The 24,132-nt window shown below is 60.5% G+C and carries 25 protein-coding genes, 1 tRNA gene and 1 pseudogene; 14 read left to right on the forward strand and 13 right to left on the reverse strand.

The window, feature by feature from the left end:
* Window positions 1-43 precede the first annotated feature (43 nt).
* A pseudogene (locus ASF84_RS30260) lies at window positions 44-475 on the forward strand (methyl-accepting chemotaxis protein); the annotation flags it as partial.
* Between the two features lie 15 nt (window positions 476-490).
* Here ASF84_RS30260 and ASF84_RS17955 read toward each other — a convergent pair.
* From ASF84_RS17955 to ASF84_RS17965, 3 genes are read right to left on the reverse strand one after another with little or no spacing between them, the layout of a single operon-like run.
* Window positions 491-1,489: a lysylphosphatidylglycerol synthase domain-containing protein gene (locus tag ASF84_RS17955; RefSeq protein ID WP_056840211.1), complete on the reverse strand. Its 999-nt coding sequence runs from the start codon at window positions 1,487-1,489 to the stop codon at window positions 491-493.
* The gene (gene clsB / locus ASF84_RS17960) at window positions 1,486-2,736 is read right to left on the reverse strand and encodes a cardiolipin synthase ClsB (protein ID WP_056840212.1); all 1,251 of its coding nucleotides are present in this window, start codon (window positions 2,734-2,736) and stop codon (window positions 1,486-1,488) included. The genes ASF84_RS17955 and clsB overlap by 4 nt, the downstream gene beginning before the upstream one ends.
* A complete protein-coding gene (locus ASF84_RS17965; RefSeq protein ID WP_056840213.1) occupies window positions 2,733-3,515 on the reverse strand; it encodes an endonuclease/exonuclease/phosphatase family protein in 783 nt (260 codons plus the stop codon). Before ASF84_RS17965 ends, clsB begins: the two co-directional genes overlap by 4 nt.
* A gap of 519 nt (window positions 3,516-4,034) precedes the next feature.
* On the opposite strand from ASF84_RS17965, the gene ASF84_RS17975 reads away from it, so the two are divergent.
* The 7 genes from ASF84_RS17975 to ASF84_RS18005 all read left to right on the forward strand — a co-directional run bounded on the left by ASF84_RS17975 (window position 4,035) and on the right by ASF84_RS18005 (window position 10,608).
* Window positions 4,035-4,574, forward strand: a complete 540-nt coding sequence (locus ASF84_RS17975; RefSeq protein WP_269084922.1) for a cytochrome b — start codon at window positions 4,035-4,037, stop codon at window positions 4,572-4,574.
* Between the two features lie 112 nt (window positions 4,575-4,686).
* Window positions 4,687-6,852 (forward strand): hypothetical protein, encoded by a 2,166-nt coding sequence (locus ASF84_RS17980; protein ID WP_056840216.1) that lies wholly within the window; start codon window positions 4,687-4,689, stop codon window positions 6,850-6,852.
* Window positions 6,849-7,565, forward strand: a complete 717-nt coding sequence (locus ASF84_RS17985) for a DUF3142 domain-containing protein (RefSeq protein WP_236709448.1) — start codon at window positions 6,849-6,851, stop codon at window positions 7,563-7,565. Before ASF84_RS17980 ends, ASF84_RS17985 begins: the two co-directional genes overlap by 4 nt.
* A gap of 119 nt (window positions 7,566-7,684) precedes the next feature.
* Window positions 7,685-7,774 (forward strand) — tRNA-Ser (locus tag ASF84_RS17990).
* Window positions 7,775-7,989: 215 nt separating this feature from the next.
* Window positions 7,990-8,337: a hypothetical protein gene (locus tag ASF84_RS17995; RefSeq protein ID WP_056840217.1), complete on the forward strand. Its 348-nt coding sequence runs from the start codon at window positions 7,990-7,992 to the stop codon at window positions 8,335-8,337.
* A gap of 101 nt (window positions 8,338-8,438) precedes the next feature.
* Complete coding sequence (locus tag ASF84_RS18000) at window positions 8,439-9,737, forward strand: sensor histidine kinase (protein ID WP_056840218.1); 1,299 nt, start codon at window positions 8,439-8,441, stop codon at window positions 9,735-9,737.
* A 502-nt stretch (window positions 9,738-10,239) separates the two neighbouring features.
* Window positions 10,240-10,608, forward strand: coding sequence for a c-type cytochrome (locus ASF84_RS18005; RefSeq protein WP_056840219.1), 369 nt, complete (start codon window positions 10,240-10,242; stop codon window positions 10,606-10,608).
* A 3-nt stretch (window positions 10,609-10,611) separates the two neighbouring features.
* Here ASF84_RS18005 and ASF84_RS29790 read toward each other — a convergent pair whose 3' ends face one another.
* On the reverse strand, window positions 10,612-10,776 hold the full coding sequence (locus tag ASF84_RS29790; protein WP_193551499.1) for a DUF6021 family protein: 165 nt from the start codon (window positions 10,774-10,776) through the stop codon (window positions 10,612-10,614).
* Window positions 10,777-10,991: 215 nt separating this feature from the next.
* Between ASF84_RS29790 and ASF84_RS18010 the strand changes: the two genes are divergently transcribed.
* The 3 genes from ASF84_RS18010 to ASF84_RS18020 all read left to right on the forward strand — a co-directional run bounded on the left by ASF84_RS18010 (window position 10,992) and on the right by ASF84_RS18020 (window position 13,207).
* Window positions 10,992-11,285, forward strand: coding sequence for a DUF6388 family protein (locus ASF84_RS18010; RefSeq protein ID WP_056840220.1), 294 nt, complete (start codon window positions 10,992-10,994; stop codon window positions 11,283-11,285).
* A gap of 127 nt (window positions 11,286-11,412) precedes the next feature.
* On the forward strand, window positions 11,413-12,102 hold the full coding sequence (locus ASF84_RS18015) for a crotonase/enoyl-CoA hydratase family protein (protein WP_056840221.1): 690 nt from the start codon (window positions 11,413-11,415) through the stop codon (window positions 12,100-12,102).
* 133 nt (window positions 12,103-12,235) lie between these two features.
* Window positions 12,236-13,207: a magnesium and cobalt transport protein CorA gene (locus ASF84_RS18020; RefSeq protein ID WP_056840222.1), complete on the forward strand. Its 972-nt coding sequence runs from the start codon at window positions 12,236-12,238 to the stop codon at window positions 13,205-13,207.
* Here the strand turns inward: ASF84_RS18020 and ASF84_RS18025 are convergent.
* Entirely contained in the window at window positions 13,185-13,934 is a 750-nt protein-coding gene (locus ASF84_RS18025; RefSeq protein WP_056840223.1) for an amidotransferase, read from the reverse strand. The two genes, ASF84_RS18020 and ASF84_RS18025, sit on opposite strands and share 23 nt — an antisense overlap.
* Window positions 13,935-14,310: 376 nt before the next feature.
* On the opposite strand from ASF84_RS18025, the gene ASF84_RS29395 reads away from it, so the two are divergent.
* Window positions 14,311-14,550 (forward strand): hypothetical protein, encoded by a 240-nt coding sequence (locus ASF84_RS29395; RefSeq protein ID WP_162241267.1) that lies wholly within the window; start codon window positions 14,311-14,313, stop codon window positions 14,548-14,550.
* Window positions 14,551-14,610: 60 nt separating this feature from the next.
* Window positions 14,611-14,982, forward strand: coding sequence for a rhodanese-like domain-containing protein (locus ASF84_RS18030; RefSeq protein WP_056840224.1), 372 nt, complete (start codon window positions 14,611-14,613; stop codon window positions 14,980-14,982).
* A gap of 60 nt (window positions 14,983-15,042) precedes the next feature.
* On the opposite strand, the gene ASF84_RS18035 is transcribed toward ASF84_RS18030, so the two are convergent.
* The 7 genes from ASF84_RS18035 to ASF84_RS18065 form a co-directional block, all read right to left on the reverse strand.
* Complete coding sequence (locus tag ASF84_RS18035) at window positions 15,043-15,906, reverse strand: transglutaminase family protein (RefSeq protein WP_056840225.1); 864 nt, start codon at window positions 15,904-15,906, stop codon at window positions 15,043-15,045.
* On the reverse strand, window positions 15,903-16,862 hold the full coding sequence (locus ASF84_RS18040) for an alpha-E domain-containing protein (RefSeq protein WP_056840226.1): 960 nt from the start codon (window positions 16,860-16,862) through the stop codon (window positions 15,903-15,905). The genes ASF84_RS18035 and ASF84_RS18040 overlap by 4 nt, the downstream gene beginning before the upstream one ends.
* A 12-nt stretch (window positions 16,863-16,874) precedes the next feature.
* The gene (locus tag ASF84_RS18045) at window positions 16,875-18,284 is read right to left on the reverse strand and encodes a circularly permuted type 2 ATP-grasp protein (protein ID WP_056840227.1); all 1,410 of its coding nucleotides are present in this window, start codon (window positions 18,282-18,284) and stop codon (window positions 16,875-16,877) included.
* Between the two features lie 448 nt (window positions 18,285-18,732).
* On the reverse strand, window positions 18,733-19,071 hold the full coding sequence (locus tag ASF84_RS18050; protein WP_056840228.1) for a ribonuclease E inhibitor RraB: 339 nt from the start codon (window positions 19,069-19,071) through the stop codon (window positions 18,733-18,735).
* 208 nt (window positions 19,072-19,279) lie between these two features.
* On the reverse strand, window positions 19,280-19,519 hold the full coding sequence (locus ASF84_RS18055) for a hypothetical protein (RefSeq protein ID WP_056840229.1): 240 nt from the start codon (window positions 19,517-19,519) through the stop codon (window positions 19,280-19,282).
* A gap of 379 nt (window positions 19,520-19,898) precedes the next feature.
* Window positions 19,899-21,980: an LTA synthase family protein gene (locus ASF84_RS18060; protein ID WP_056840230.1), complete on the reverse strand. Its 2,082-nt coding sequence runs from the start codon at window positions 21,978-21,980 to the stop codon at window positions 19,899-19,901.
* A gap of 273 nt (window positions 21,981-22,253) precedes the next feature.
* Entirely contained in the window at window positions 22,254-22,445 is a 192-nt protein-coding gene (locus tag ASF84_RS18065) for a PLD nuclease N-terminal domain-containing protein (protein ID WP_056840231.1), read from the reverse strand.
* 196 nt (window positions 22,446-22,641) lie between these two features.
* Between ASF84_RS18065 and ASF84_RS18070 the strand changes: the two genes are divergently transcribed.
* A complete protein-coding gene (locus ASF84_RS18070) occupies window positions 22,642-23,568 on the forward strand; it encodes a ZIP family metal transporter (protein WP_056840232.1) in 927 nt (308 codons plus the stop codon).
* 2 nt (window positions 23,569-23,570) lie between these two features.
* Here the strand turns inward: ASF84_RS18070 and ASF84_RS18075 are convergent, their stop codons facing one another.
* Entirely contained in the window at window positions 23,571-24,092 is a 522-nt protein-coding gene (locus ASF84_RS18075) for a hypothetical protein (RefSeq protein ID WP_056840233.1), read from the reverse strand.
* Window positions 24,093-24,132: the final 40 nt, after the last annotated feature.

Below are 24,132 nucleotides of genomic sequence, written 5' to 3' on the forward strand. Positions count from 1 at the left end.
AGTCACCGAGCACGGCACCGAGGTGATCCAGCAGGCGGCCAGTGAAATGCGCCAGATCTCGATGAACATCGAGGACTCTTCACGCATCGTTGCGCAACTGGGCGCCCGTTCCGAGCAGATCACCGCCATCGTCAACACCATTCGCAGCATTGCCGACCAGACCAACCTGCTGGCCCTCAATGCCGCCATCGAGGCCGCCCGCGCCGGCGATCAGGGCCGCGGTTTTGCAGTAGTGGCTGATGAAGTAAGGCAGCTGGCCGGTCGCACCAGCCGTTCGACGGCCGAGATCTCCGAAATGATCGGCATGATCCAGACCGAAACCCGCCAGGCCATCGACAGCATGGACAACACCCGCAGCAATGCGATCAAGGGTGTCGACCTGGCGGACCAGGCCGGCTCTGTGATCGTCAAAATCAGCGAAGGCACCAACAATGCGGTGGACGCCGTAAAGATGTTTGCCCGGCTGGGGCATTGATTCACCGCCGGGGGACTAGTCCCCCGACTGGCCTTGCGTTTTCTCGCGGTTTTTCGCACTGATGCGCTTGGCGCTCTTCTCCAGCACCAGGTACACCACCACGGCGAGCATCAACGGCAACAGGAAGTAGATCGCCCGGTAACCGATCAACGCGGCCAGCAAGGTGCCCTTGGAAAACTGGTGTGCCAAAAGCGTAATGAACACGGTTTCCAGCACACCGAGCCCGGCCGGAATATGGGTGATGACCCCGGCAATGCTGCTGATCAGCAGCACGCCCAGAATGGCCGGGTAAAAGGCTTTTTCCGGCAGCAGCGTGAAAATCACCATGGCCATCAGCGACCAGTTCAGCGCGCCAAGGCTGGCCTGGATCAGTGCCTGGGTGAGCGACGGCAGGGTCAGTTCCTGGCCACGGATCGTCCATGAACGCCGCTTGGAAAACCGGCAGGCCAGCAGGTACGCCAGACACACCGCCAGCAAGGCCACACCGATCAGTTGCAGGCTGCCGCTGCCAATGGACCACTCCGGTGGCAACTTCAGAAAGCCCATGGCAAACACAAACCCGGCCAGCAGCATGTAGCCCAGCCAGTTGGTGATCAGGCTCAGGCTCAGCACCCGCGTAATGGTCGGTACATCCAGCCCCAGTCGCGAATACAGCCGGTAGCGCAACGCGATACCGCCGACCCAGGAACTGAGGTTGAGGTTGAAGGCATAGCAGACGAACGTCACTGGAATGATCTGCGCGACGCTCAGCTTATGCCGGGTGTAATACCGCGCCAGAATGTCGAAGCCGCAGTAAGTCAGGTAGCTGGCCGCCGCCACCAGCGCCGCGATGGCCAGGGTACTGGCCTTGTAGGATTGCAGAGCCTTCTTGACCTCCTGCCAGTCGATGTTCTTGATCAGCATGAACAGCAGTATCGGCACGGCAATGAAGAAAAACAGCTTGAGCAGACGCTTGGCCCATACCCAACGTGGCGAAGCCTGACTGGAATCTTGCGTAGCGCTGGCCTGGCTCATGATGGTTTCTCCTGGCTGGGCATTTCCTGAACCGCATCCTGTTGCTCCTTGATGACCTTTGCCTCCGGCATGATGTCGGCCGCCCGCAAGGGCTTCAGGCGCAGGCCATGGACCGGGAACAGACCGGCAATCGCCGGAAAATGACGCAGGAAGTGAAAGCACAGAAAGATCATCGGCGCCCGCCACCATTGCCCGCGCGCCGCGCCCTTGAGCGTGATCGGCACACTGTGCGCAGCGGCCAGCCCCAGCAGGTGATCCTGCAGGTGCTGGTTCAGGGCCGCATCACGAATGAACAGGTTGGCTTCCAGGTTCAGGGCCAGGCTCAAGGGGTCCAGGTTGCTGGAGCCCACGGTGGACCATTCATGGTCGATCAGCGCCACCTTGCCGTGCAGGGCACGCTGCTTGTACTCGTGGATCACCACGCCGTCGCGCAGCAGGTAGGTGTAGGTCAGGCGCGAGCAGACCCGCACGAACGGCATGTCCGGCTTGCCTTGCAGAATCAGCGTGACCTTGACCCCGCGCCGGGCGGCATTGCGCAACTCACGCAAAAAACGGTAGCTGGGAAAGAAGTAGGCGTTGGCCAGGGTAATGCGCGATCTGGCCTGGCGAATGGCCTTGAGGTACTGCTCTTCGATGTCGGTAGTGTGCTGGCGGTTGTCGCGCTCGGCCAGCAGCATGCGCGCGGTGCCGGCACGCTCGAGGGTCAGCGGCACCGGCTTGAGCCCTTCGCGAACGGTCTGGCTGAGCATCTGCAGGGTGCTGCGGTGAATGTCAGCCAGGATCGGCCCACGCACCCGTACGGCATAGTCCTGCTTGGCAGTCAGCCCGGTGTCGGTCATGTGGTCGACGCTGTAGTTGATGCCGCCGATGAACGCCTGTTCGCCGTCGATCACCACCACCTTGCGGTGCAGGCGGCGAAACAGGTTGGTGCGCATGCCCATCAGCCGTGGCTGCGGGTCGAACAGCTGGATCTGGATGCCGGCATCGATCATCTGCTTGACGAACACCGAACTCAAATCGCAGGTGCCGTAGTCGTCGACCGTCACCACCACCTGCGCGCCGTTGTGCGCCGCCTGGATCAACGCCTGTTGCAGCGCTTCGCCGACGCGGTCTTCAAAAATGATGAACGTCTCCACCAGCACTTGTCGACGCGCCTGACGCATGGCGTCGAACACCGCACTGTAGAAATCCTCGCCATTGATCAGCAACTCCACCGAGTTACCGTCGCACCATTGTGCTTCACTCATAAAGTCACCTCCACCGCCAACGGTGCATGATCGGAAAGATGTGACCAGGGCCGGTTACTCAGCACGTGTGGTCTTCTGGATGTGGCATTGGCCACGTAGATACGGTCCAGCCGCAGCAAGGGCCAGCGGGCCGGAAAGCTTTTGGCCGGTGCCCCGGCATGACGCACGAACACCTCATGCAAGCCGGTGCCCTCAAGCAAGGCATCGGCGCGCTGGCGCCAGTCGTTGAAGTCGCCGGCCACGATCACAGGCTCCCCTTCGGGCAGACGCCTGACCAGTTGCGCCATCAGGCCGATCTGCTCTTCGCGGTGTTTTTCACGCAGGCCCAGGTGCACGCAGATCGCATGTACATGGCCGCAACCAGGCACATCCAGCACGCAATGCAGCAGCCCGCGCTGCTCGGTGCCATGAATCGAAACGTCAAGGTTTTCGTGGCGCACGATCGGGTATTTGGACAGCAGTGCATTGCCATGATCGCCGTCCGGGTACACGGCATTGCGCCCGTAGGCGAAGTCGCTCCACATGCTGTCGGCCAGAAACTCGTATTGCGACAGCGTCGGCCAGCCTTTGACGCGACTGGCATGGCGCTGGTGCTCACCATGCACTTCTTGGAGAAACACGATGTCGGCTGACACGCTGCGCACGGCATCGCGCAACTCCGGGAGGATGAAGCGGCGATTGAGAAAGCCAAAGCCCATGTGCATGTTCATGCTCAGTACATTGATCGAAAGGGCCGATACCGGCTGTGGGTGGCCGACAGGCGTATTGGCTCGGGTCAAGAACGCTCACTCCTTATCTCGTCCGGCGGCGGCAAACAGGCACCGGGCGCCACATTATTCAAAGCATATGAAGCCTGTCGAACGGGCAGGTTCCGTGCTGAATAACCAATGAATACAGGCAACCGCCGGTCAACCGGGACTGAACTTTTCGAGGCCGCCAGGGCTCAGCCGGATACGGGTCCGCAAGAGCGCAGACCCATCAGCGATTGAGGGATCGATCATGACTAGCGAGTCTGCGAGCAACGAACGCCTGACCAGTCGCGACCCCGGCCAAAACCCGCCAACCCTGTCTGGAGGGGCGAAGATCATTACCTTTACTACGACGTCGAACCGCAGGTCGGGACTTTGAGAGCAATCGAACAGCAGGCTCAGGTTCGAAGGGATTGTGAAAGCAACCGCGGCACTCTCAATCAATTGCTCAAGCCTGTGCAATCATCAGCCAGGACTCAGGCATGACGCTTGCTTGGGATTACACAACAATTCTTTTCATGGCGCTTTGCTGACCACAAGGACCCTGCCTTGGCTGATTTGCCGACTCACCATTATTCTCGCAGGGCTCGCTGGCTGCACTGGCTCATGGCCGGCCTGGTGGTCCTGGCCTATTGCCTGATCCTGAGCCGCATCCAGTTCACCCGGGGGTCGGAGTACCGCGTACTGGTGGTGCAGAGCCATTACTGGACCGGCCTGCTGCTGCTGGGCTTGGCTTTTTTCCGCCTGGCCGAGCGCCGCCGCCATGCACCACCGGCCATTACCCCGCCGCTGCAGGGCACCTTGCGCCGCGTGGCCACCCTGACGCATTACCTGATGTACGCTTTTCTGTTCGTCCAGCCGGTGCTGGGCCTGTTGACGGTGATGGTGGAAAAAGGCGCCCTGCCGATCCTGTTCACCGACGCCGCCATTCCCTGGCCGCTGCCGACGTCAGGGCGGACGGCGGAGTATTTCGAAGACCTGCACAAGCTGTTTGCCACCCTGTTCTATTATGTCGCCGGTCTGCATGCAGCAGCGGCGCTCTGGCATCACTTCATTCGCAAGGACGATACGCTCAAGCGAATGCTGTAAAGCGGGTGGGAATTTTCGACACATGCAGGCGCACGACTAAAACCGCAGGCTATGATGCGTGCCGACCTGTTTCACCTCTCTTTTATTCTGCCTTTGAATTCAAGGACATTTCATGCGCACGCGGTTGTTGACTGCCCTGATTGCCGGCTCCACCTTTGCCACCGGCGCTTACGCCAGCGGCGATGATTCATGCTACCCACGCTGGTCAATGATCAAGGAGGACCTGTCGATCTGCAGCAGCCTGGCCTTTCTCAGCCCAGGCAACGACAGCCAGGTCAACCTGCGCCTGCTGCTGGCCGACAAGGGCGCGCTGGCACTCAAGCCGCAGCCGTTGAATGCCACCGATCTTGAGCAAGGCTATGGCCCGGTGCCCTTCCCTGCTTCGCGGCTCTACCCGGTCGCACCCGCCGCCGATCAAGCCGCCGTCGAGCGCCCCGATCCTCTGGTCGCTCCTTTGCAACGCCTGGGCCTGACCGTACCGCAAAGCACCGCAGGCGCCGACCTGCTCAACGGTGAAGGCAGCCGCTGTCGCAGCAATGATCGCGACAGCGCCGCGGCATTCATCGGCCAGGTGCTGGACAGCACCGACACCTCGGACAGCGAGCGCAAGGCACTGGCCGACAGCCGCCTGCAAATGCTCGGCGCATGCCGCTGGACGCCTGAGCAACAGGCCAGCCTGATGCCGACACAGTTGTCATCGGCCAGCGCCCAGGCGTTCGCCACTTACCTGCGTGCGGCCAGCGATTTCTACAGTGGACGTTTTAACGAGGCGAGCCAGGGCTTTGCCAGCCTGGCCAACAGCCCCCAGCCCTGGCTGCAACAGACCGCCACCTACATGGGCGCGCGCACGGCACTCAATTATGTGCAGGAAACGGCCTTCAACGAATACAGCGAGCTTGACCTGGCGCGCGTGGACAAAACCCTGCTGCAACAGGCCGAACAGGGGTTTGCCCACTACCTGAGCACCTGGCCCGACGGGGCCTATGCGGTGTCGGCCAAGGGGCTGTTGCGCCGTGTGCACTGGCTGGGCGGCAACGACCCTGCGCTGGCCGACGATTACGCCTGGCAGCTGGCGCAGGCCGATGATCAACGGCGTAACCTGAGCCTGGATGAACTGGTCAACGAGGTCGATATCAAGCTGTTGATGCGCAGCACCGGCCCATTGCAGGACCCGATGCTGATGGCCGTCAGCGACCTGATGAAAATGCGCGAGCAGGCGACCCCGCCCTTGACCCTGGCCGACCTGCAGGCCCAGCGGGCGGTGTTTGCCGACCAGCCTGATTTGTACGAATACCTGCTGGCCGCCCATGCGCTGTATCGCCAGGACGACCCCGGGCAAGCCCTCAAGCACCTGCCGCCGGCCCCGACGCCGGACGAACGCCTGGATTACCTGGGCTTGAGCCGGCACATCCTGCGCGGCCTGGCGCTGGAGGCGCGCCAGGACTGGAAAGGCGCACAACAGACCTGGCTGGACCTGCTGCCCAAGGCGCAGGCGCCCTTGCAGCGCGAACAACTGGAACTGGCGCTGGCCATGAGCTTCGAGCGCGACGAACAACTGTCCCGCGTCTTCGCCAGTGACTCACCGATCACGTCGCGCCAGGTACGCAATATCCTGCTCAGCCACGTCGCCGATGCCGACCTGCTGCGCCAGCAGGCCAGCCAGGGCCTGGATGCCAGCGAGCGTAATCTGGCGCTGTTCGTGCTCCTTTATAAGGACCTGATGCGCGGTCGGTATGCAGACTTTGCCGAAGACCTCAAACGCCTGCCCTCGCCCCTGCCCGATGAAAAGCTCGGTTACGGCCTGGGCTACGTCTATCAACCCGGCCCGTCGCTGGCACTGTTTCAGTGGCAAGGCGACAAGGCCGAGTCGGGCTACACCTGCCCGGCCATCGTGCAAACGGCAGCGACATTGCAAACCGATGCGAAAAACCCGCAGGCGCTCAACTGCCTGGGTGAATTCATCCTGCGCAACCGCCTCGATGGCATGCCGCTGGACCAGCGTCGTGACGCCGACACACTGGGCGGCAGCGCACCGGGTTTCAACGGACCGGTGTTCTCGCGACTCGACGGCTACCGCCTGGTGATCGCCAACCCCAAGGCCGCCGCCGCTGACAAGGCCTATGCGCTGTTTCGCGCCATCAACTGCTACGGTCCGGCCGGCTACAACAGTTGCGGCGGCCAGGAGGTCGAACCGGCCGTGCGCAAGGCCTGGTTCAAGCAACTGAAAAGCAGCTACGCCACCACGCAGTGGGGCAAGACCCTGCAGTACTACTGGTGATCGCCTACAAGGCCTGGCGCTGGCTGGCCCTGTTCGGCCTGCTGGGCACGCTGCCCGCGCAGGCCACCGTCGATGCCCGCGACTACGATGCCTTCTGGCTGTGGGGCGGCGTCGCCTCCCAGCCGGTGCTGGCTAAGGCGCGCACGCTGTATGTGCTGCAAGGGCAGATCAGCCAGTCGCGCCGCGATCCGCAGGTGCGCTTCGTCGCCCAGGGCCCAAGCGTGGCGCGCCTGCCGCAGGCGCAACTATGGATGGTGTACCGCGCCCATACCCTGCGCTGGCCGGACTCGGTGTACCGCCAGCTGTTCGGCCAAGTCGAACGCTGGCGCCAGGCCGGCAACCCGGTGATGGGCATCCAGATCGACTTCGACGCCCGCACCCGTTACCTGGACGAATACGTGGCCTTCCTGCGTGACCTGCGCCAGCGCCTGCCGGCCGACTATCGCCTGAGCATCACCGGCCTGATGGACTGGAGCAGCAACGCCGACGCCAGCACCATCGGCCAGCTCAAGGGCGTGATTGACGAAGTGGTGGTGCAAACCTACCAGGGTCGCCACAGCATTCCCGACTACGGCGCCTACCTGCCGCGCCTGAGCCGACTGAGCCTGCCCTTCAAGGTCGGCCTGATCCAGGGCGGCCAATGGCAAGCCCCGGATTACCTACAAGACAGCCCGGGGTTCGAGGGCTATGTGGTGTTCCTGCAGAACCGCTGATCAGCGAAAACCGGTTTTCTGCTTAAGCACATGAAAAATCTGAAAAAAAGATTTGCATTGGCAAGGACCTTCGACTAAATTAGCGCGCCTCGGCAGACACAACATGTGACGCGAGATACGGTGAGATGTCCGAGTGGTTTAAGGAGCACGCCTGGAAAGTGTGTATACGAGAAATCGTATCGAGGGTTCGAATCCCTCTTTCACCGCCATATTAGGCAAACAAGAAAGCCCTGATTTCGATAAGATTTCAGGGCTTTTTTGTTTCTGGCGTTTGAGCCCAGGCTCCGTTCAAGGCCGAAATAGCGCCTTTGCACCGCGGCCTACCCACCTGCACCGCCCCCATCCCTAGGCTCTGCCAATACCTGATGAGCAGGCCGCCAGCCATCCCATCCTCCAGCCCCACCAAAAATCCGGAACACAGCCCATGAATGACAAGAAATTCGTAGACGCCCTGTTCTGCGAGCTGTTCGAAGCAAACTTCCTGCACTACAAGACGTCACTCACTCAACCTGCCGACAACCAGCAGGATGCCTATGGCAAGGCACGAAATGCGCTGGCGTCATTGAACGACTCGCAAAGAATGGAGGTCATTGATTTTCTCAAGATCGTGATGGCAGACAGTGCGTCCGTGATCCTGGGAACACTGGATGGCGTCCATTTCCCCAATGATCTGGAAGGTGAGTTCACGCTGAGCATGAATGGCGAGGCAATCGAGGGCGATTTGCAGGACCTGTTCATTGAAAAGGCCCAGAAGGACAATGTCTACGGCTGATTCGCCTCGCTTACGGTGGCGGATACAAACAATCCCTTGCTGCGCGAACGCTGCAAACAGCATCATCGCTCGGCTTTTTCTTCGTCCTGATGGGTGTACCGATGTCCCACAGCCCCGCCCCCTTCCCCTCGAACGAGGATGAAAGAGCCCTTTCGCTGGAACATTTGAGGGTCTTGGACTCGGCACCCGAGGCAGAATTCGACGATATCGTGATGCTCGCCAGCGCGCTGTGCGACACCCCTATCGCGCTGGTCTCGCTGGTGGACCGGGAGCGCCAGTGGTTCAAGGCGTGCGTTGGGCTGGACGCCAGGGAAACGCACCGTGACCTGGCGTTTTGCGCGCATGCCATTCTGGCGCCGACCGATGTCCTGATGGTCGAAGACGCACGGCTGGATGCACGCTTCCAGGAAAGTGCGCTGGTGCTCGGCCCGCCTTATATTCGTTTTTATGCCGGCGCTCCGGTTATCGACGACCGGGGCCATGCGCTGGGCACGGTCTGTGTCATCGATACCAGGCCCAGAACGCTGACGGACGCGCAGCAGAGCGCATTGCAGGCACTGGCTCGGCAGACCGCCTCGCTGTTGCAACTGCGCCTGCTTCGGGATCAACGAGAGCATCGGGCAGAGCGGCTGGAAAAGGAACTCGCTCAGGCCAAGGCCCTTAACCAATTGACCGAACAATCCCTGAATCATGCCAAACGTGTGTCCTCGCTGGGGATGGTGACGGCCAGCATTGCGCATGACTTCAACAATATCCTGCAGGCCCTGAGCGCCAGTTTGCAGATGATCCGTTTGCGGGCAAGGCGGCCGGAAGATGTCGAGCGCTTCAGCGACACCGGATTGCAAGCGGTCGACCAGGGCCGTCAGCTTGTGGGCCATCTGCTGGCCAGTGTCCGTCAGGACAGTCCCAATCTGGTCTGTATCGACGTCAGTGCCCATATCGATGCGATGCGTGGTGTGTTGTCGCGGGCGGCCACAGACAGAGTCAAGCTGACGTTCGATCTGCTGGCCCCCAACACGGTGGTACTCTGCGAAGAGGCGCAACTGAATGCCGCGATGCTGAATCTGCTGAGCAATGCACGCGATGCCATGGGCGCTGCAGGCCGTGTCCGTATCGCCACCCGCCTGGCGTTTGTCGAGGATGACGTTTCGCTGTCCGCAGGCGATTATCTGGCGCTCAGCGTTACCGACGACGGACCCGGCATGCCTGCTGATCTTGCCCATAAAATCTTCGAGCCTTTTTTCACCACCAAGGAACGAGGAAAAGGCACAGGTCTTGGCTTGTCCCAGGTGCGCGAGTTTGCCGAAACCGCAGGCGGTGCCGTCAGGCTGCGAACCGCAACTGGCGCAGGTACGACGGTCACCTTGTACCTCAAGGCGCTGGGGCACATCAAAGAATAGCCACGGCAGTGCCTGTCATTTCACGGTCTGGATCGATCCCGCATTCACTGAATAACGCCAATGAAGGCTATGTATTACCTTCATTCGGCTCCCGACAGGTTTTATTTCTGAACATTATTGGTCTGAAAACGGTCCATGCTCTGTAAGGCGAACGATCGCCGCAGGAACGGTACTGGCCAATGAGCAGCTCAGAACGATTATTGAAGTGGCATTCGCTTTGGCAGATCGACCGCGGCATCGTGATATGCAGGTCCTGTCGGGCCCAGCAGCTTGAAGCCGAGAAGACATCCTCTTTCATCCATATGAAGGGATGCCGGTGCGTAGAACCTTACACCTTGCCCTGGGGTGATCTGGACCGGATCGCGGCGGGATACAGCCCGGCATCAAGGACCTGAAACCAGACGCTTTTCAATGACCTTCAGGGCCTGCACGGCGCAGGCCATTCTCCTGTTCGTATGCCTGGGTTAGCATGCCCACCCGCCCCAACGTCTGATAAGTACCGATGAAGAACACCCTCTTGCTTGTGCTGACCCTGCTGTTGACCGGCACCGCCCATGGCGCGGGTGATGTCGAATCAGGACAGGCGGTGTACAAGCGACTGTGCTCGGGCTGCCACAAGATAGGCCCGGCCGCACGCGCAGCTTTCGGCCCTCAGCTCAATGGCGTCATAGACCGCAAGGCCGGGCAGACCGATGACTACAAGTACACCGATGCTTTGCACGCTTCAGGCATTGTCTGGAGCCGTGAAAACATCGCGCGCTTCGTCAAGGACCCGGATGGCGTCATTCCGGGCACCCGTATGAAGCTGTGGTGGATTGGCAATGATCAGCGCATGGAAGACCTGCTCGAGTATTTGCAGGCCAACCCATAAGGCTTATTTCTCTGGCTGGTCATAGGGCGGGTAATCACCCTTCGGTGACTCTTTCTCAGGGGTCTTCGCAGGTTCTGTCGGATCAACTTGCGGGTCCTCGAGATCCGGCGATTCAGGATCAAAGCCCACGTCACCCTTTTTCTGGTCCTGGGGTCTTGTAGCAGTCATATGCACCTCCGTGACAGGAATAAAACCTCTGTGCCAAATGGGAACCGTCCCAGAGACGAAGGTGCACCCGGACAGACGAACGGTGCCGGCGCCATCGTACAGCCACCACCTGCTCAACAGACTTGCCAGACGGCGCCGGTCATTGATAATGGCGCCTTTTCAATGCCTGCCGCGATTCGCGCCCGCGCATCCGGTCGCCTGTGAGGAGCCCCGCAATGAACCTGGATCAATGGCATCAAGCCGCCCTGAGCAAATACCTGGCGAACCATCCCACGCTCAAGGATGAGATCAGCCAGCTCAGTGCCAAGGAACAGCAACAGCAAGTGCAATGGGCGTTTGAAGACAGCGCTGAAGAACAGGGCATCGAGCCCTGGGAGCTGGCGCTTGAACTGATCGCAGAGTCTCCCGAGCAGCTCAAGAGCATGCGCCTGGAAGCGCACCGCCAGGTGGCCGAAGCCTTGGGCATGGAGTGGGAAGAGTATTGCGGCTTCAACGATATCGAACCTTAAGAGCGCCCTTGAGAACACCTTGCAGACATGGCTCGCCAGGCGGGTCATGACCGGTGAGTCAGTTCTTTACCTGCCTGCGCCGGATGGTTAACGTCTGCGCTCGCTCACGATCACAAGGAATTGCGCCATGACCGACCTGGTCTCGTATCACCTGCAAGACGGCATCGCCACGCTGACCCTGAACAACGGCAAGGTCAACGCCCTGTCACCGGCGGTGCTTGACGCCCTCGATGCAGCACTCGATCAGGCCGTGCAGGACCGCGCCGTGGTGATTCTCACCGGGCAGCCGGGCATCCTCTCGGGTGGCTATGACCTCAAGGTCATGACTTCAGGCCCCCAGGCCGCCATCGACCTGGTTGCACAGGGCTCGACCCTGGCACGGCGCATGCTGGCCCATCCCTTCCCCATCGTGGTCGCCTGCCCCGGGCATGCCATTGCCAAGGGCGCGTTCCTGCTGCTGTCGGCCGATTACCGGATCGGCGTCGAAGGGGCTTTCAATATCGGCCTCAACGAAGTCCAGATCGGCATGACCATGCATCACGCAGGCATCGAGCTGGCACGTGACCGGTTGCGCAAATCGGCCTTCAACCGGGCGGTCATCAACGCCGAACTGTTCAACCCGCAGCAGGCGCTGCAAGCTGGCTTTCTCGATCAGGTGGTCGACAGCCAGGCGCTGCACGAGACGGCCCGCCAGGTCGCTGCCCACCTGCAAAAGCTCAACATGAAGGCCCACGCGCAGACCAAGCTCAAGGTCCGTGACGCCTTGCTGCACACCCTGGATGCCGCCATCGAAAAAGACCGCCAGCGGCTGATATAAGGCCTGCCCTCACAGGGTGAACAGCTCCAGTATTTAGAGGTGCCCACCCGAACTCATGACCGGCGCCACAATCTGATCAACGAGCGCACAGACCTCCCTGGCGCCGAGACCCTCTGGAAGAAGCGATATACGTATGGGCCGAGTCGTGGCAGCAGCGGTTTACAGTGCAGGCCGCAAAGTCAGCAATATCACCCTGGATGAAGGTGCAGACTGGGCGGCCAAGCCCGGCCACTTTGTCTGGATCGGCCTGGAAAAGCCCGACCCGCACGAACTGGCCAGCCTGAAAAGGCAATTCAACCTGCATGAGCTGGCCATCGAGGACGCCCTGGAGGTGCACAGCCGGCCCAAGCTGGAAACCTTCGGTGACGCCCTGTTTATCGTCACGTACGCGCCCATCCGGGAAGAAGGCCGGCTGCTGTTCGTCGAAACCCATATCTTTGCCGGCAAGGGTTACGTCATCACTTCACGCAACGGCCACTCCAAGTCTTACAGCGTGGTCCGGCAACGCTGTGAGGCGCGGCCGCTGCTGCTCGAGCACGGTGAGGATTTCGTGCTGTACGCCTTGCTGGATTTCGTGACCGAGAACTACCAGCCGGTGACCGAGGCCATTCATACCGAGCTTGAAGCGCTGGAGCAAAGCGTGCTTGGGGGCGTCATGAGCGATTCGCACATTCATCGCATCCACAGCCTGCGGCGCGACCTGCTGCGCCTGTGGCGCTACCTGGCGCCAATGGTCGAGGTGGGCGAGGAGTTGCAAAAACTCGACTTCCCATTCATCGACAAAAATATGCGCCCCTACTTTCGCGATGTCGAAATCCACGTCAAACGGCAGATGGAAGACATCGCCAACCTGCGCGACATCGCCAGCCAGACCATCGAGATCGGTTTGTTGCTGGAGTCATCGCGGCAAAGCCTGGTGCAGCGCAAGTTCGCCGCCTGGGCGGCGATCCTGGCCTTCCCTACCGCCATCGCCGGTATCTACGGCATGAACTTCGAGAACATGCCGGAGCTGAAGTGGCATTACGGCTACTTCATGGTAATGGGCGTTATCGTTGGCGGCTGTGCGGCGCTGTTTGCAAGTTTCAAGCGCTCAGGCTGGCTATAGAGTCAACGGCCAGCTCAGGCTTGTAGGCCACAAAACGCATCATCCATTCGGCCACCGTGGTGCCATGGTGGTCATGCTCCAGGCTGGCCAGCGCCGTGCGGTACAACGCTTCGCCCAATGATTCCTGGCGAATGTGCATCAGCGCCCTTGAATAGTCATGGATGAATTCCGGGTGCCCCTGGAAGCACAGCACCTGGTCATTGATGTGGTAGGCCGCAAACGGGCAGAAGTCACTGGATGCGATGACAGTGGCGTTTTCCGGCAGGCGCGTAACCTGGTCCTGATGGCTGATCAGCAACGTCAGGTCATCCAGGTTCGGTGTCATCCAGGGCGCCGCGGCCTGCAGACGATAGTGGTGGATACCCACACCCCAGCCGCCATTGGCCCGTTCGGTCTGGCCACCGAGCAACAGGGCCAGCAACTGATGGCCGAAGCAGACGCCCAACAGTTTTTCACCACGCTCATAGAGCTTGAGCAGGTAGGCCTTGAGCACCTGAATCCAGGGATCGCTGCCAAACGAGTCGGCCTTGCTGCCGGTCACCAGCCAGGCGTCGAAGCGCTCGTCTTCAGCCGGATAATCCCCTTGCATGACGTTGTAGATAACGAACTGCGCTTCGATCGGCTGACTGGCAAACAGCCGCTCGAACATGCGGCCATAGCTCTGATACGGCTCGACCAGTTCTGGACGCAGCACATCGGTTTCCAGGATGCAGATACGTAACGACATGAAAAAGACCTGAAACGGTAAGGGAGGGTAAATGACGCGCCAAGCCTGCCCTGATAACCCTCGCAAATCAAGGTGCAGGGCATCGACCCCGGCTGCGCTCACAGACAAAGCACTGTCGCAGGCAAGCCTGTTTGCCTCTGGCTTTTGCGCCACCCTGTACACCCTGTGTAGCAAGTCACATTCTGACAATGCTGACTGACGAACGGTCAGGCAGGTGCACGTTGCAGTCAAGGCGTCTAGTCAAGGGGTCGGCAAGGCAAAAAGTACGCGCTGATAATTTTTTGAGATTAGCCAGCAGCTTTAGATACCAAAGGGTTCTAAGCCTTATGAAACAAGGCCTCTAAGGTTAAATCTGTATCTGGGCAGGGGCGCAATAATGATTTTCATAGCGCTGCCACAACCGGCCCGATCACCAGCCGTGCCACCTGCTGATGGCTTCACCCTTTGCCAGCCCGCCGATTCCAGACAGGAAGCCGGTTGGCTGATGTCGCTCGGGAATAACAACAAAAGGCAGTCAGCCATGCTCAATGATTCGAAATTTCGTCAGGCGGGGATTATCCTGTTTGCAACCATACTGGTGCTGATCGTACCGAACCTGAGTCGTCTGTTCGGTTGAGGCATGCAACGCGCCATGGCGCGCCACCAGTTCTTTGCAGGTGATCAAGGAGATCGGTGCATGCGTCAATGGATAGCGCTTGCCTTGCTAGGCTGCAGCGTGGTGGCACAGGCCGGCGTGGTCGACCAGGCCGGGGCCGTGATCGCGCTCAAGGAAGGCAAACTTGCCGTAGATGTACGCAGTCAGATCGAGTACGACGCCGGCACCGTATTGAATGCGGTGCGCGTCGATGATCGGCGGCTGGTCAACCAGATGAAACTGGTGCTCAACGATCGCAATTCGGCTTTCGTGATTTTTTCCAGCAGTGATGAAAAAGCCAGTCGCGCCCAGGACAAGTTGCGCAATGCCGGTTATTTCAGCGTGATCAACGGCGGTAACTACGAAGAGCTGCACAACGCCCTCTACGACACTACCGACGATCCTGCCGAATGACCTGCACCGCACGCGAACAAGGCTGAAAGGCCAGGGATCATGCCCCCGGCCTGCCCTGCGCTACTGATGCTGCTTCTGTGACTGTTTCTGCGCTGGAATCTGAACCTGGGTTTGCGACTGAGTCTGCTTTTGCACAGGGGCAGGCTCTGCCGGTTCGACCACGACCCGCGCATGCATCTGCTCGAAGCCGCCACCACGGCGCATACCGCGTACCGGACAAGCATCCAGGTAGTCCAGGCCGACGGCCACTTTCAGGTGGCGCTCCGGCATCGCCAATTGATTGGTCACATCGAAGCTGTACCAGGCATCATCGATCCAGGCTTCGGCCCAGGCATGGCTGGACAGATGGTCGCTGTCTTCACTGCACAGGTAACCCGACACATAACGCGCCGGAACCCCCAGGCTGCGCGCGCATGCCAGGAACGCGTGGGTATGGTCCTGACACACGCCACTGCGACCGGCAAAGGCCTTGGCAGCGGTGGTGTCGACCTCGGTGGCCCCCGGCGTGTAGATCATGTGCTGGTTCAGGGCGTGCATCAGGTCGATCAACCCGTCCCGGTTCGTGCGCTGCTGGCTCTGGCTGGCGGCAAACTCACGCAACGCGGCGTCCGCCTCGGTCAGGTGCGTGGTGCGCAGAAACGGCAACGGCGACTGGCTTTCGTGCTCGCACTCGCGGTCGGGGTCGATTTCGACCTGGCCGCGCGCACTGATCTTGATGGCTTCATGCGGCTCGTCCAGGGTCAGCACATGCAGGATGTTGCCATACGGGTCGATCTGGGCGCGCACCGGGCGCGGCAGGCTCAACTGCCAGCTGAGGATCGTCTGGCGCTCGCTGTCGTGAGGTGTCAGGCGCAAATACTGGATGCTGGCGCGGACCTGGGCTTCGTAGCAGTAGCTGGTCTCGTGGCTAATGGAAAGTCTCATGCAGCCTCCAGATAAGATGTGTGAATGGCATCGCCCAGTCGGGCCACCAGTGGCAGGAAGCCGTTCAACCATTCATGCAGCCCGGCATCGAGCACCTCGTCGATGCCGGTAAAACGCAAGCGCGCATGCAACTCTGCCGCCAGGCGCTGGGCCGGACGGCCGTTGTCGCCGGGCAGGCTGGTGAGGATCTCGTCGATCTCCTCCAGGCAAGCCAGCAACGAGCGTGGCGTATCGGCACGCAACAACAGCAGTTCGGACACATGCCGCGCATCCGGCGCGTCGCGGTACAGTTCGGTGTAGGCCTCGAAACAGGAAAGCGCACGCAGCAAGGCGCTCCACTGGTAATAGCCGGCGGCGGAGTTGTCGGCGGCGGCATTGGCATCCGAACCACGCAGCTCAAGCATGTCGTAGCGGGCATCAAGCATGCGCAGGGTGTTGTCGCTGCGCTCGATGAAGGTGCCCAGCCGAATGAAGCGGAAGGCATCGTTGCGCATGATGGTGCCGTAGGTGGCGCCGCGGAACAGGTGCGAGCGCTCCTTGACCCATTCACAGAAGCGACTCAACCCATAGCGGGTCAGCCCTTGCTGGGCAATGCCGCGAATCTCCAGCCAGGTGGAATTGATGTTCTCCCAGATGTCGGCGGTGATGCGCCCGCGCACCGCGTGAGCGCAACTGCGCGCCGCGCCCAGGCAGCTGTAGATGCTGGCCGGATTGCTGGCGTCCAGCGCAAAGAAATGCAGCATGCGCTCGGCATGCAAGGCGCCATGGCGCTCGACATAGGCGTCCAGGGTGCCGGTGATCAACAACGGCATGGCGATTTCATCCAGCCCGTCGCCGCGTCCATCCTGGGGCATCAACGACAGGGAATAACTCACGTCAAGCATCCGCGCGAGGTTCTCGACCCGCTCCAGGTAACGCGACATCCAGAACAGGTCTGAGGCAGTTCTACTAAGCATAGGCAGGCATCCTTAATCCTCGACCACCCAGGTGTCCTTGGTACCGCCACCCTGGGACGAGTTCACCACCAGCGAGCCTTCACGCAAGGCCACCCGGGTGAGCCCGCCGGGTACCACGCGGGTTTCGCGGCCGGACAGGACAAATGGACGGAGGTCGATGTGTCGCGGGGCGATGCCGTTCTCGACGAAGGTCGGACAGGTCGACAGGGACAACGTAGGTTGGGCAATGTAAGCGTGCGGCTTGGCAATCAGGCGCGCGCGGAAGGCTTCGATTTCGGCAGCCGTGGAAGCCGGACCGACCAGCATGCCGTAGCCGCCGGAGCCCTGGGTTTCCTTGACCACCAGGTCCTTGAGATTGGCCAGCACATGAGACAGCTCGGCCGGCTTGCGGCATTGCCAGGTCGGCACGTTCTTCAGGATCGGCTCTTCATCCAGGTAGAAGCGGATCATGTCGGTCACGAACGGATAGACCGATTTGTCGTCTGCCACGCCGGTGCCGATGGCGTTGGCCAGCACCACATTGCCGCTGCGGTAGGCCGATAGCAGGCCCGGCACCCCGAGCATCGAATCGGGCTTGAATGCCAGTGGGTCGAGGAAGGCATCGTCCAGGCGCCGGTAGATCACATCCACCGGCTTCGGGCCGGAGGTGGTGCGCATGAACACCCGGTCGTCACGCACGAACAGGTCAGCGCCTTCAACCAGCTCGACGCCCATTTCCCGCGCCAGAAAGGCATGCTCGAAAAACGCACTGTTGAAGCGTCCCGGCGTCAGCACCACGACACTGGGATTATCCAGCGGGCTCGAACTTTTCAGGGTGTCGAGCAGCAGGTTCGGGTAGTGGTCGATCGGCGCAATGCGCTGCGCGGCAAACAGCTCAGGGAACAGCCGCATCATCATCTTGCGGTCTTCGAGCATGTAGCTCACACCGCTGGGCGTGCGCAGGTTGTCTTCGAGCACGTAATAGGTGCCGTCGGCATCACGGACCAGGTCGACCCCGGAGATGTGCGAGTACAGGTCCCGGTGCAGGTCCAGGCCCTGCATGGCCAACTGATACTGATCATTGGCCAGCACCTGCTCGGCCGGAACGATACCGGCCTTGATGATGCGCTGGTCGTGGTACAGGTCAGCGAGAAACATGTTCAGCGCCTTGACGCGCTGAATGCAGCCGCGCTCGACAATCCGCCATTCACTGGCCGGAATGCTGCGCGGAATCGTATCGAAGGGAATCAACCTTTCGGTGCCCTGCTCGTCCCCATAGAGCGTGAAAGTAATACCGGCGCGATGAAACAACAAATCGGCCTCACGGCGCCGTTGAGCCAGCAGCTCTGGCGGCGCGTCCCCCAGCCAACGGGCAAATTCCCGGTAATGCGGGCGAACCAGGCCGCCAGCATCGTACATCTCATCATAAAAGGTGCGGATCATGCCGTACTCCTTGTCACCCAGGGCACACAGGCCTTCGCAAGCCTCGTGCCACCGGCATAAACCCTTTGTTATCAATTATTTACGAATGAGCAAGACATTTAACGCACCATCCCTGTGCACAAACCGGCCTGAAGATTCACGGACGCCTCATTCGCAGGCATTGCGCACGTAGAATCTATGACCCGCATAGAGAGAGTTGATTATCGGGGTGGCCATTAGTTCGCCATAATCGCCCTACGCAACTACAGAAGGCATCGGCCCTCCCCGACCGATTCTGTGTTGCACCCGATTGTTGACCGGATTCCCTTTTGAGCCACTGCTTGCAGTGGCTTTTTTTTGTCGCCTGGTTTTACCACTGCACCGTCAAGGTGCTTTGCCCTTGCCCGGGCATTGTGCCGGCCCCTGAGCGCTGGCAGGCCGGCCGCCATATTGCAATAGACCTCCTTGTTCAGTTCAGACGCCTGAGTTCGTGCTTGACACCCCAGCCCTCGACTTCGCCATCCAGCGGCAGGACCACGGTCTGCAGGTCTTGCTCGAAATCACCAATGCCGTCGTAGGTTGCGTACATGACCTTGCTGACCTGCAAGTGCCAGGCACCGTCTTCACGTTCGTTGATCTGGGTATTGAGCGATTCGCCGCGAAACTGCTGCGCAGCCTGGCGAGCCCGTTTTTCATCGGGGAACACAGCGTAGAACTCGATGGGATGGATGCGGGCGAAATCAAAACCGCCCTCTTTCATACAGCGCAGCACGTGGGTGCTGAGATCTTCCGAATGGGCTGTGCTCATGAAACGTCCTCCTATGCAACGATAGATAGAGTTTCAACGCTGGCGGTACGCCTTGGCGGGGCCTTGCGCACCGCTGGCAATCAAGCATGAAGCGTGGCGATTCCGGGCTGCACCAGACCGGACATCGACAGAAAGGGGCCTTGTAACCGGCCCCGCTTGCAGAGTAGTCCTATCGTGAGTCACCTGCCAAGAGGCATGTTTGATCAGATCACTCAGAGACTTCCTTGATGGAAATGATCTGGACGCTGTTATGGTCCTTGAGGGTCTTGAGCGTAGGTTCAGCCGTGCGCCCGTCCAGGTCGTTGAGGTCGAGCTCATCGGTCACCGGAAAGAGTTTATGGCGCAGCAATTGGGCAGCCTGCTCAGGTGTCGGGAGCTGCTGCGAATCGACATTCAAGCATTGCGCTACACCATCTTTATCGAAATACGAAACGGCCCATTGTTTCATCAATGCCTCCACAATCAGCCAGACGTTGGCTTACCAGATCTTGACCAAAAAGCACGCGGGTTCGTTCAAATCCAGTACCGAGGTTTTATACCGGCAAGGCACTGAAGTCGTGACCGGTCATTCTTGCACCGGCAAAAGGCAGGAATCTGCGCCTGACGGCGATCAGTCCGTGCCAGGCCACTTTGTCCTGGCAAAGCAAGCCCGCCTGAAGAGGGTCGGAACCTCTCTCCCGGAAACACCACCATCAGCCAGCACAACCCCGCCTGATGAAGAACAGTACAGACCTTGGGTGGCTGGCCTGAAGGAACGGATCAATCTTTTCTGAACGCCAATGAAAAAGGCCCCGAAGGGCCTTTTTCAACGCAAGGTCAAACGCCGGTCAGTTCTTGCTGGCTTCGACGCCTGCCGAGTTGTCCAGCAGGCTCTTGGTGGCAGTCTGCAGGAAGCTTTCAAGCTTGAGCTTGAGCGCTTCGGCATCCGCCGCATCGGGCACCAGCTCGGCGGACGGTTGCGCGCCCAGGCGGTAGGTCAGCACCTTGGCCGGCATGTCCACCGCCTCGATCAGGATCCGGTTGCCGCTGATGATACCGACCACCTGCTCGCTGCCCGACGGCTTGATCACACCAAAGCCCTTGTCGCCCTCAGGCAGGTTCAACAGATCGCGTCCCCAGCACTGGTGGCGCGTCGCACCACCCAGGCGGCCCATGATGGTCGGCACCACGTCGACCTGGGTGCCCACGGTGCTGCTGCGCTTGCCGAACTTGTCCTGAATGCCCGGGGCAATCAACAGCAGTGGCACGTTGAAGCGACCCAGGTCCATTTCAGTCAACTGGCGGTTGTTACCAAAGCCGTGGTCGCCCAGCACCACGAACAGGGTTTCGTTGTAGTAAGGCTCTTTCTTGGCTTTTTCGAAGAACTGGCCCAGGGCCCAGTCCGAGTAACGCATGGCGGTCAGGTGTTCATCCAGCGAACCATGGCCGGTCACGCGCTCGACCGGCAGTTGCTCGGGCAGCGCATACGGGGTGTGGTTGGACAGGGTCTGCAGCAAGGCATAGAACGGCTTGCCGCCCTGGCGGGCCTTGAGTTCCTGGGCGCCACGATCAAACATGTCCTGGTCGGAAACACCCCAGGTCGGATCGGAGAACACCGGGTTCACATAGTCGCCACGGCCAATGAAGTTGGTCATGCCCTGATTGCTGAAGAAGCCCGACTGGTTGTCCCAGGCGAAGTTGCCGTTATAGACGTACACGTCATCGTAGTTGCGACCGGCACTGAGCAACTGTGGCAGGCCGGACAGCTTGTGGCTGCCTTCGGGGGTCTGCATCAGGTATTCGAAGCCGGGCAGGTTCGGGAAGCAGGCCATGGTGGCGAACATGCCCTGGTGGGTGTGCGTGCCGTTGGAAAAGAAGTGGTCGAACAACAGGCCTTCCTGGGCCAGCTTGTCGAAGTACGGGGTGATATTGGCATTGCTGCCCAGCGCGCCCACCGAATGGCCGGCGAAGCTTTCCATCAGGATCACCACCACGTTGCGGATCGGCAGGGTGTTCTGCGCCGGTGGCGTGAAATCGCGACGTACGGCCGCCAGGCCGGGTTCGACCAGTTTTTCGTGGGGGGTCAGCAGCATGTCGCGTACGGTCTGCTGTGCCTGATCCTGCGCCAGCGTGGCTTTCCAGATATTGTCACGGTCCTCGGACATGCGGCTCTTGGCAGCGGTGATCAGCGTCAGGGTGCCGTTGAGGCCCAACTGGTTGGCGAAATTGGAATCAGTGGTATAAGCGTCGCCCCAGCGCAGCGGCGGGCCCTGACGCAAGGTGCCACGCGCAGCGACGACGGCGACCAGCAGAATCACGAAGAACACCATGGCCCGTGTATACCAGGGCGCGGCCGAACGACTGCCGACGCTGGAGAACGTGCTCTGGCTGGGACGCGTCAGACGGTCGATGCCCTTGAACACCAGGCTCAGCAACCAGGTGACGGCCACCCACGCCAGCAGGTAGCGCACCACCGGAAAACCGTACCAGAGCATGCTCAGGACGGTCTTGGGATCTTCCTTGATGTACTGGAAGACCAGGCCGTTGAGGCGCTGGTGGAATTCACGATAGAAGTCCATTTCCACCAGGCCCAGAAACAGCGTGATGCTGCCGACCAGGGTCAACCAGAAACGAAAGAACCCGCGCGCACTCATGGCCCGGACGCTGAACACCGCGAAAAACAACGGAATCAGCAGGTAGATGGTCAGACGCAGATCAAAACGCATGCCATTGAGCAGTGCTTCAAGGAACGTCGACATCGGCGTTTCGCCGATCATCTCGCGGTTGTAAACCAGCAGGCCGATGCGCAACAGGGTGTACATCAGCATCAAGGCCAGGCCGCTGAGCAGGGTGTAGACCAGATGGGCCTTTATTGTAGGTTTATGCAAGCGAGACAAGGCATGCCGAGCAGAGGCGTCCGTTTTGGCCATGGGTCGTAGGATCCGTAGGAATCAGGTTATTTGAAGTGAACAGGAAGTGTCGCGCGCAGCCATGAACAGGTTTCAGGCGCGCCACGCCACCCCTCCATGGTGTATTGCCGCCGCACTCGGGCGGGCGGCAATGATAGCCGGGGATGATGAGTCAGGCGATGTGAAAATTACGTGGAAACATAAAGGCTTACGGTAACGGGTCATTGCAACGCCGCTACAGGGGTTGCAAGGTGGGCGTGCGCGTGGCGCCGACCTTGCAACCAGCGGGTCATTTCAGTACCGCAAATGGCCCCGCGGACCGGCAATGGCCCAGATGATCAGGCCCAGCACCGGCAACAGTGCAATCAGCAACACCCAGAGGATTTTCATGCCGACCTCGGCACTGCTTTTGAGCACATGCAGGATCGCCCAGATATCCAGTGCCAGAATGATCAAGCCAACCAGGCTATTGAACGTCGCACCCATGATGCTGCTCCTGAAAAGTCGTTGATACAGGCGTCGGGATCGAGGTCTGCCGGAGGCCGTCGACCTGTTCCACTACAGAACCCGAAGGTGACAAAAGGTTTCCATTGAACCAAACAGGCCGCGCAAGGCTCCGAAATCGAGATTCCACGGGCTGCGCTTGCCCTCCTGATTCGTGAATTTGTGAAAGGTGTCTTTCATGCCTACACCCGCTCCATCGCGCACGCTGCGCTCGACCTGGTCTGCGCAGGTGCAGGCTGCCCCGTTGCTGAGCCTGGGCTTTGCGCTGATTCTTGTCATGCTGGTCGGCCTGGGCATCGCCAGTATTTACAATGCGTTCAATGGCACCAACCGCGTCAATCTGGAACATGCCCTGATCGGTGGCAGCGCCGGCTTTGTCGCCACGGCCCTGGGCGCGATCATGGCCGTGGTGTTTCGTGACATTGCCCAGCGTACCCAGGACATCATGCTTGGCTTTGCCGCCGGCATGATGCTGGCGGCCAGTTCGTTTTCATTGATCCTGCCCGGACTGGCCGCCGCCCGCGAGATTACCGACAGTGGCGCGCTGGCGGCGGCTACGGTGGTGGCCGGGCTGGCACTGGGCGTAATGCTGATGCTGGGCCTGGAAAAATTCACCCCCCACGAGCATGAAAGCGTCGGTCGCCAGGGTCCGCATGCCGAGCGTATCAACCGGGTCTGGCTGTTCGTACTGGCCATTACCCTGCACAACCTGCCCGAAGGCATGGCGATCGGCGTCAGCTTTGCCGGGGGCGACATGAACGTGGGCCTGCCCCTGACCAGCGCCATCGCGATCCAGGACATCCCTGAAGGGCTGGCCATTGCCCTGGCCTTGCGCACCATCGGGCTGTCGCCACTCAAGGCCATGGTGATTGCGGTGGGCTCCGGCATGATGGAACCCCTGGGCGCCATGGTCGGCCTGGGCATTTCCAGCGGCTTTGCCCTGGCCTACCCGCTCAGCCTGGGGCTGGCGGCCGGTGCCATGCTGTTCGTGGTGTCCCACGAGGTGATTCCGGAAACCCACCGCAACGGCCACCAGACCTCGGCCACGCTGGGGCTGATGGGCGGTTTTGCGGTGATGATGTTTCTGGACACGGCGCTGGGCTGAACTCAGGCGTTCTGCAAGGCCTTGAGCGCCGGCGCGGCATGGATGCCTGCGCTGGCGGCCAGTTCCACGACGCGTTGCTCGTCGCAACCGTATACCAGCACAGCCTGCAGTTCGTCATCCAGTGGCTGGCTGAAATTCATCAGTACATAGCCGCCCATTTCCTTGTTCATGCTGCTCAACTGGATCTGGATGCGGTTCAAGGCTGTCAGCGGCTCGGTCTTGGCCAACTGTTTGGGCTTGATGTTGAACGACACTTGCGGGCCGAACGAGGCCATGATCTGGCTGAACAGGTCCATGTAAGTGTCGGCCTGGAACAGCACGGTCTCTGGCAGGCTGCCGACCACCACCCACTCGCCCAAGGGAATGGGGAAGCTGTCGTCGTAGTTGATCTCGGGATTGGCCGCCAGGAAGGCCGCCGGGTCAGCGAAGGCCTGGGTGGCTTCGTCGGCGATCTGCAGGATTTCCTGTTCGCCCAGGCAGCCGGAGCTGACCTTGGTGATGAGTTCGACGAGTGAATCTTTCATGGGCGATCCTTGGACAAGCAAAAAGAGCCGCGCAGGATAG

The organism is Pseudomonas sp. Leaf127 (assembly GCF_001423155.1).
Lineage (GTDB): Bacteria > Pseudomonadota > Gammaproteobacteria > Pseudomonadales > Pseudomonadaceae > Aquipseudomonas > Aquipseudomonas ovata.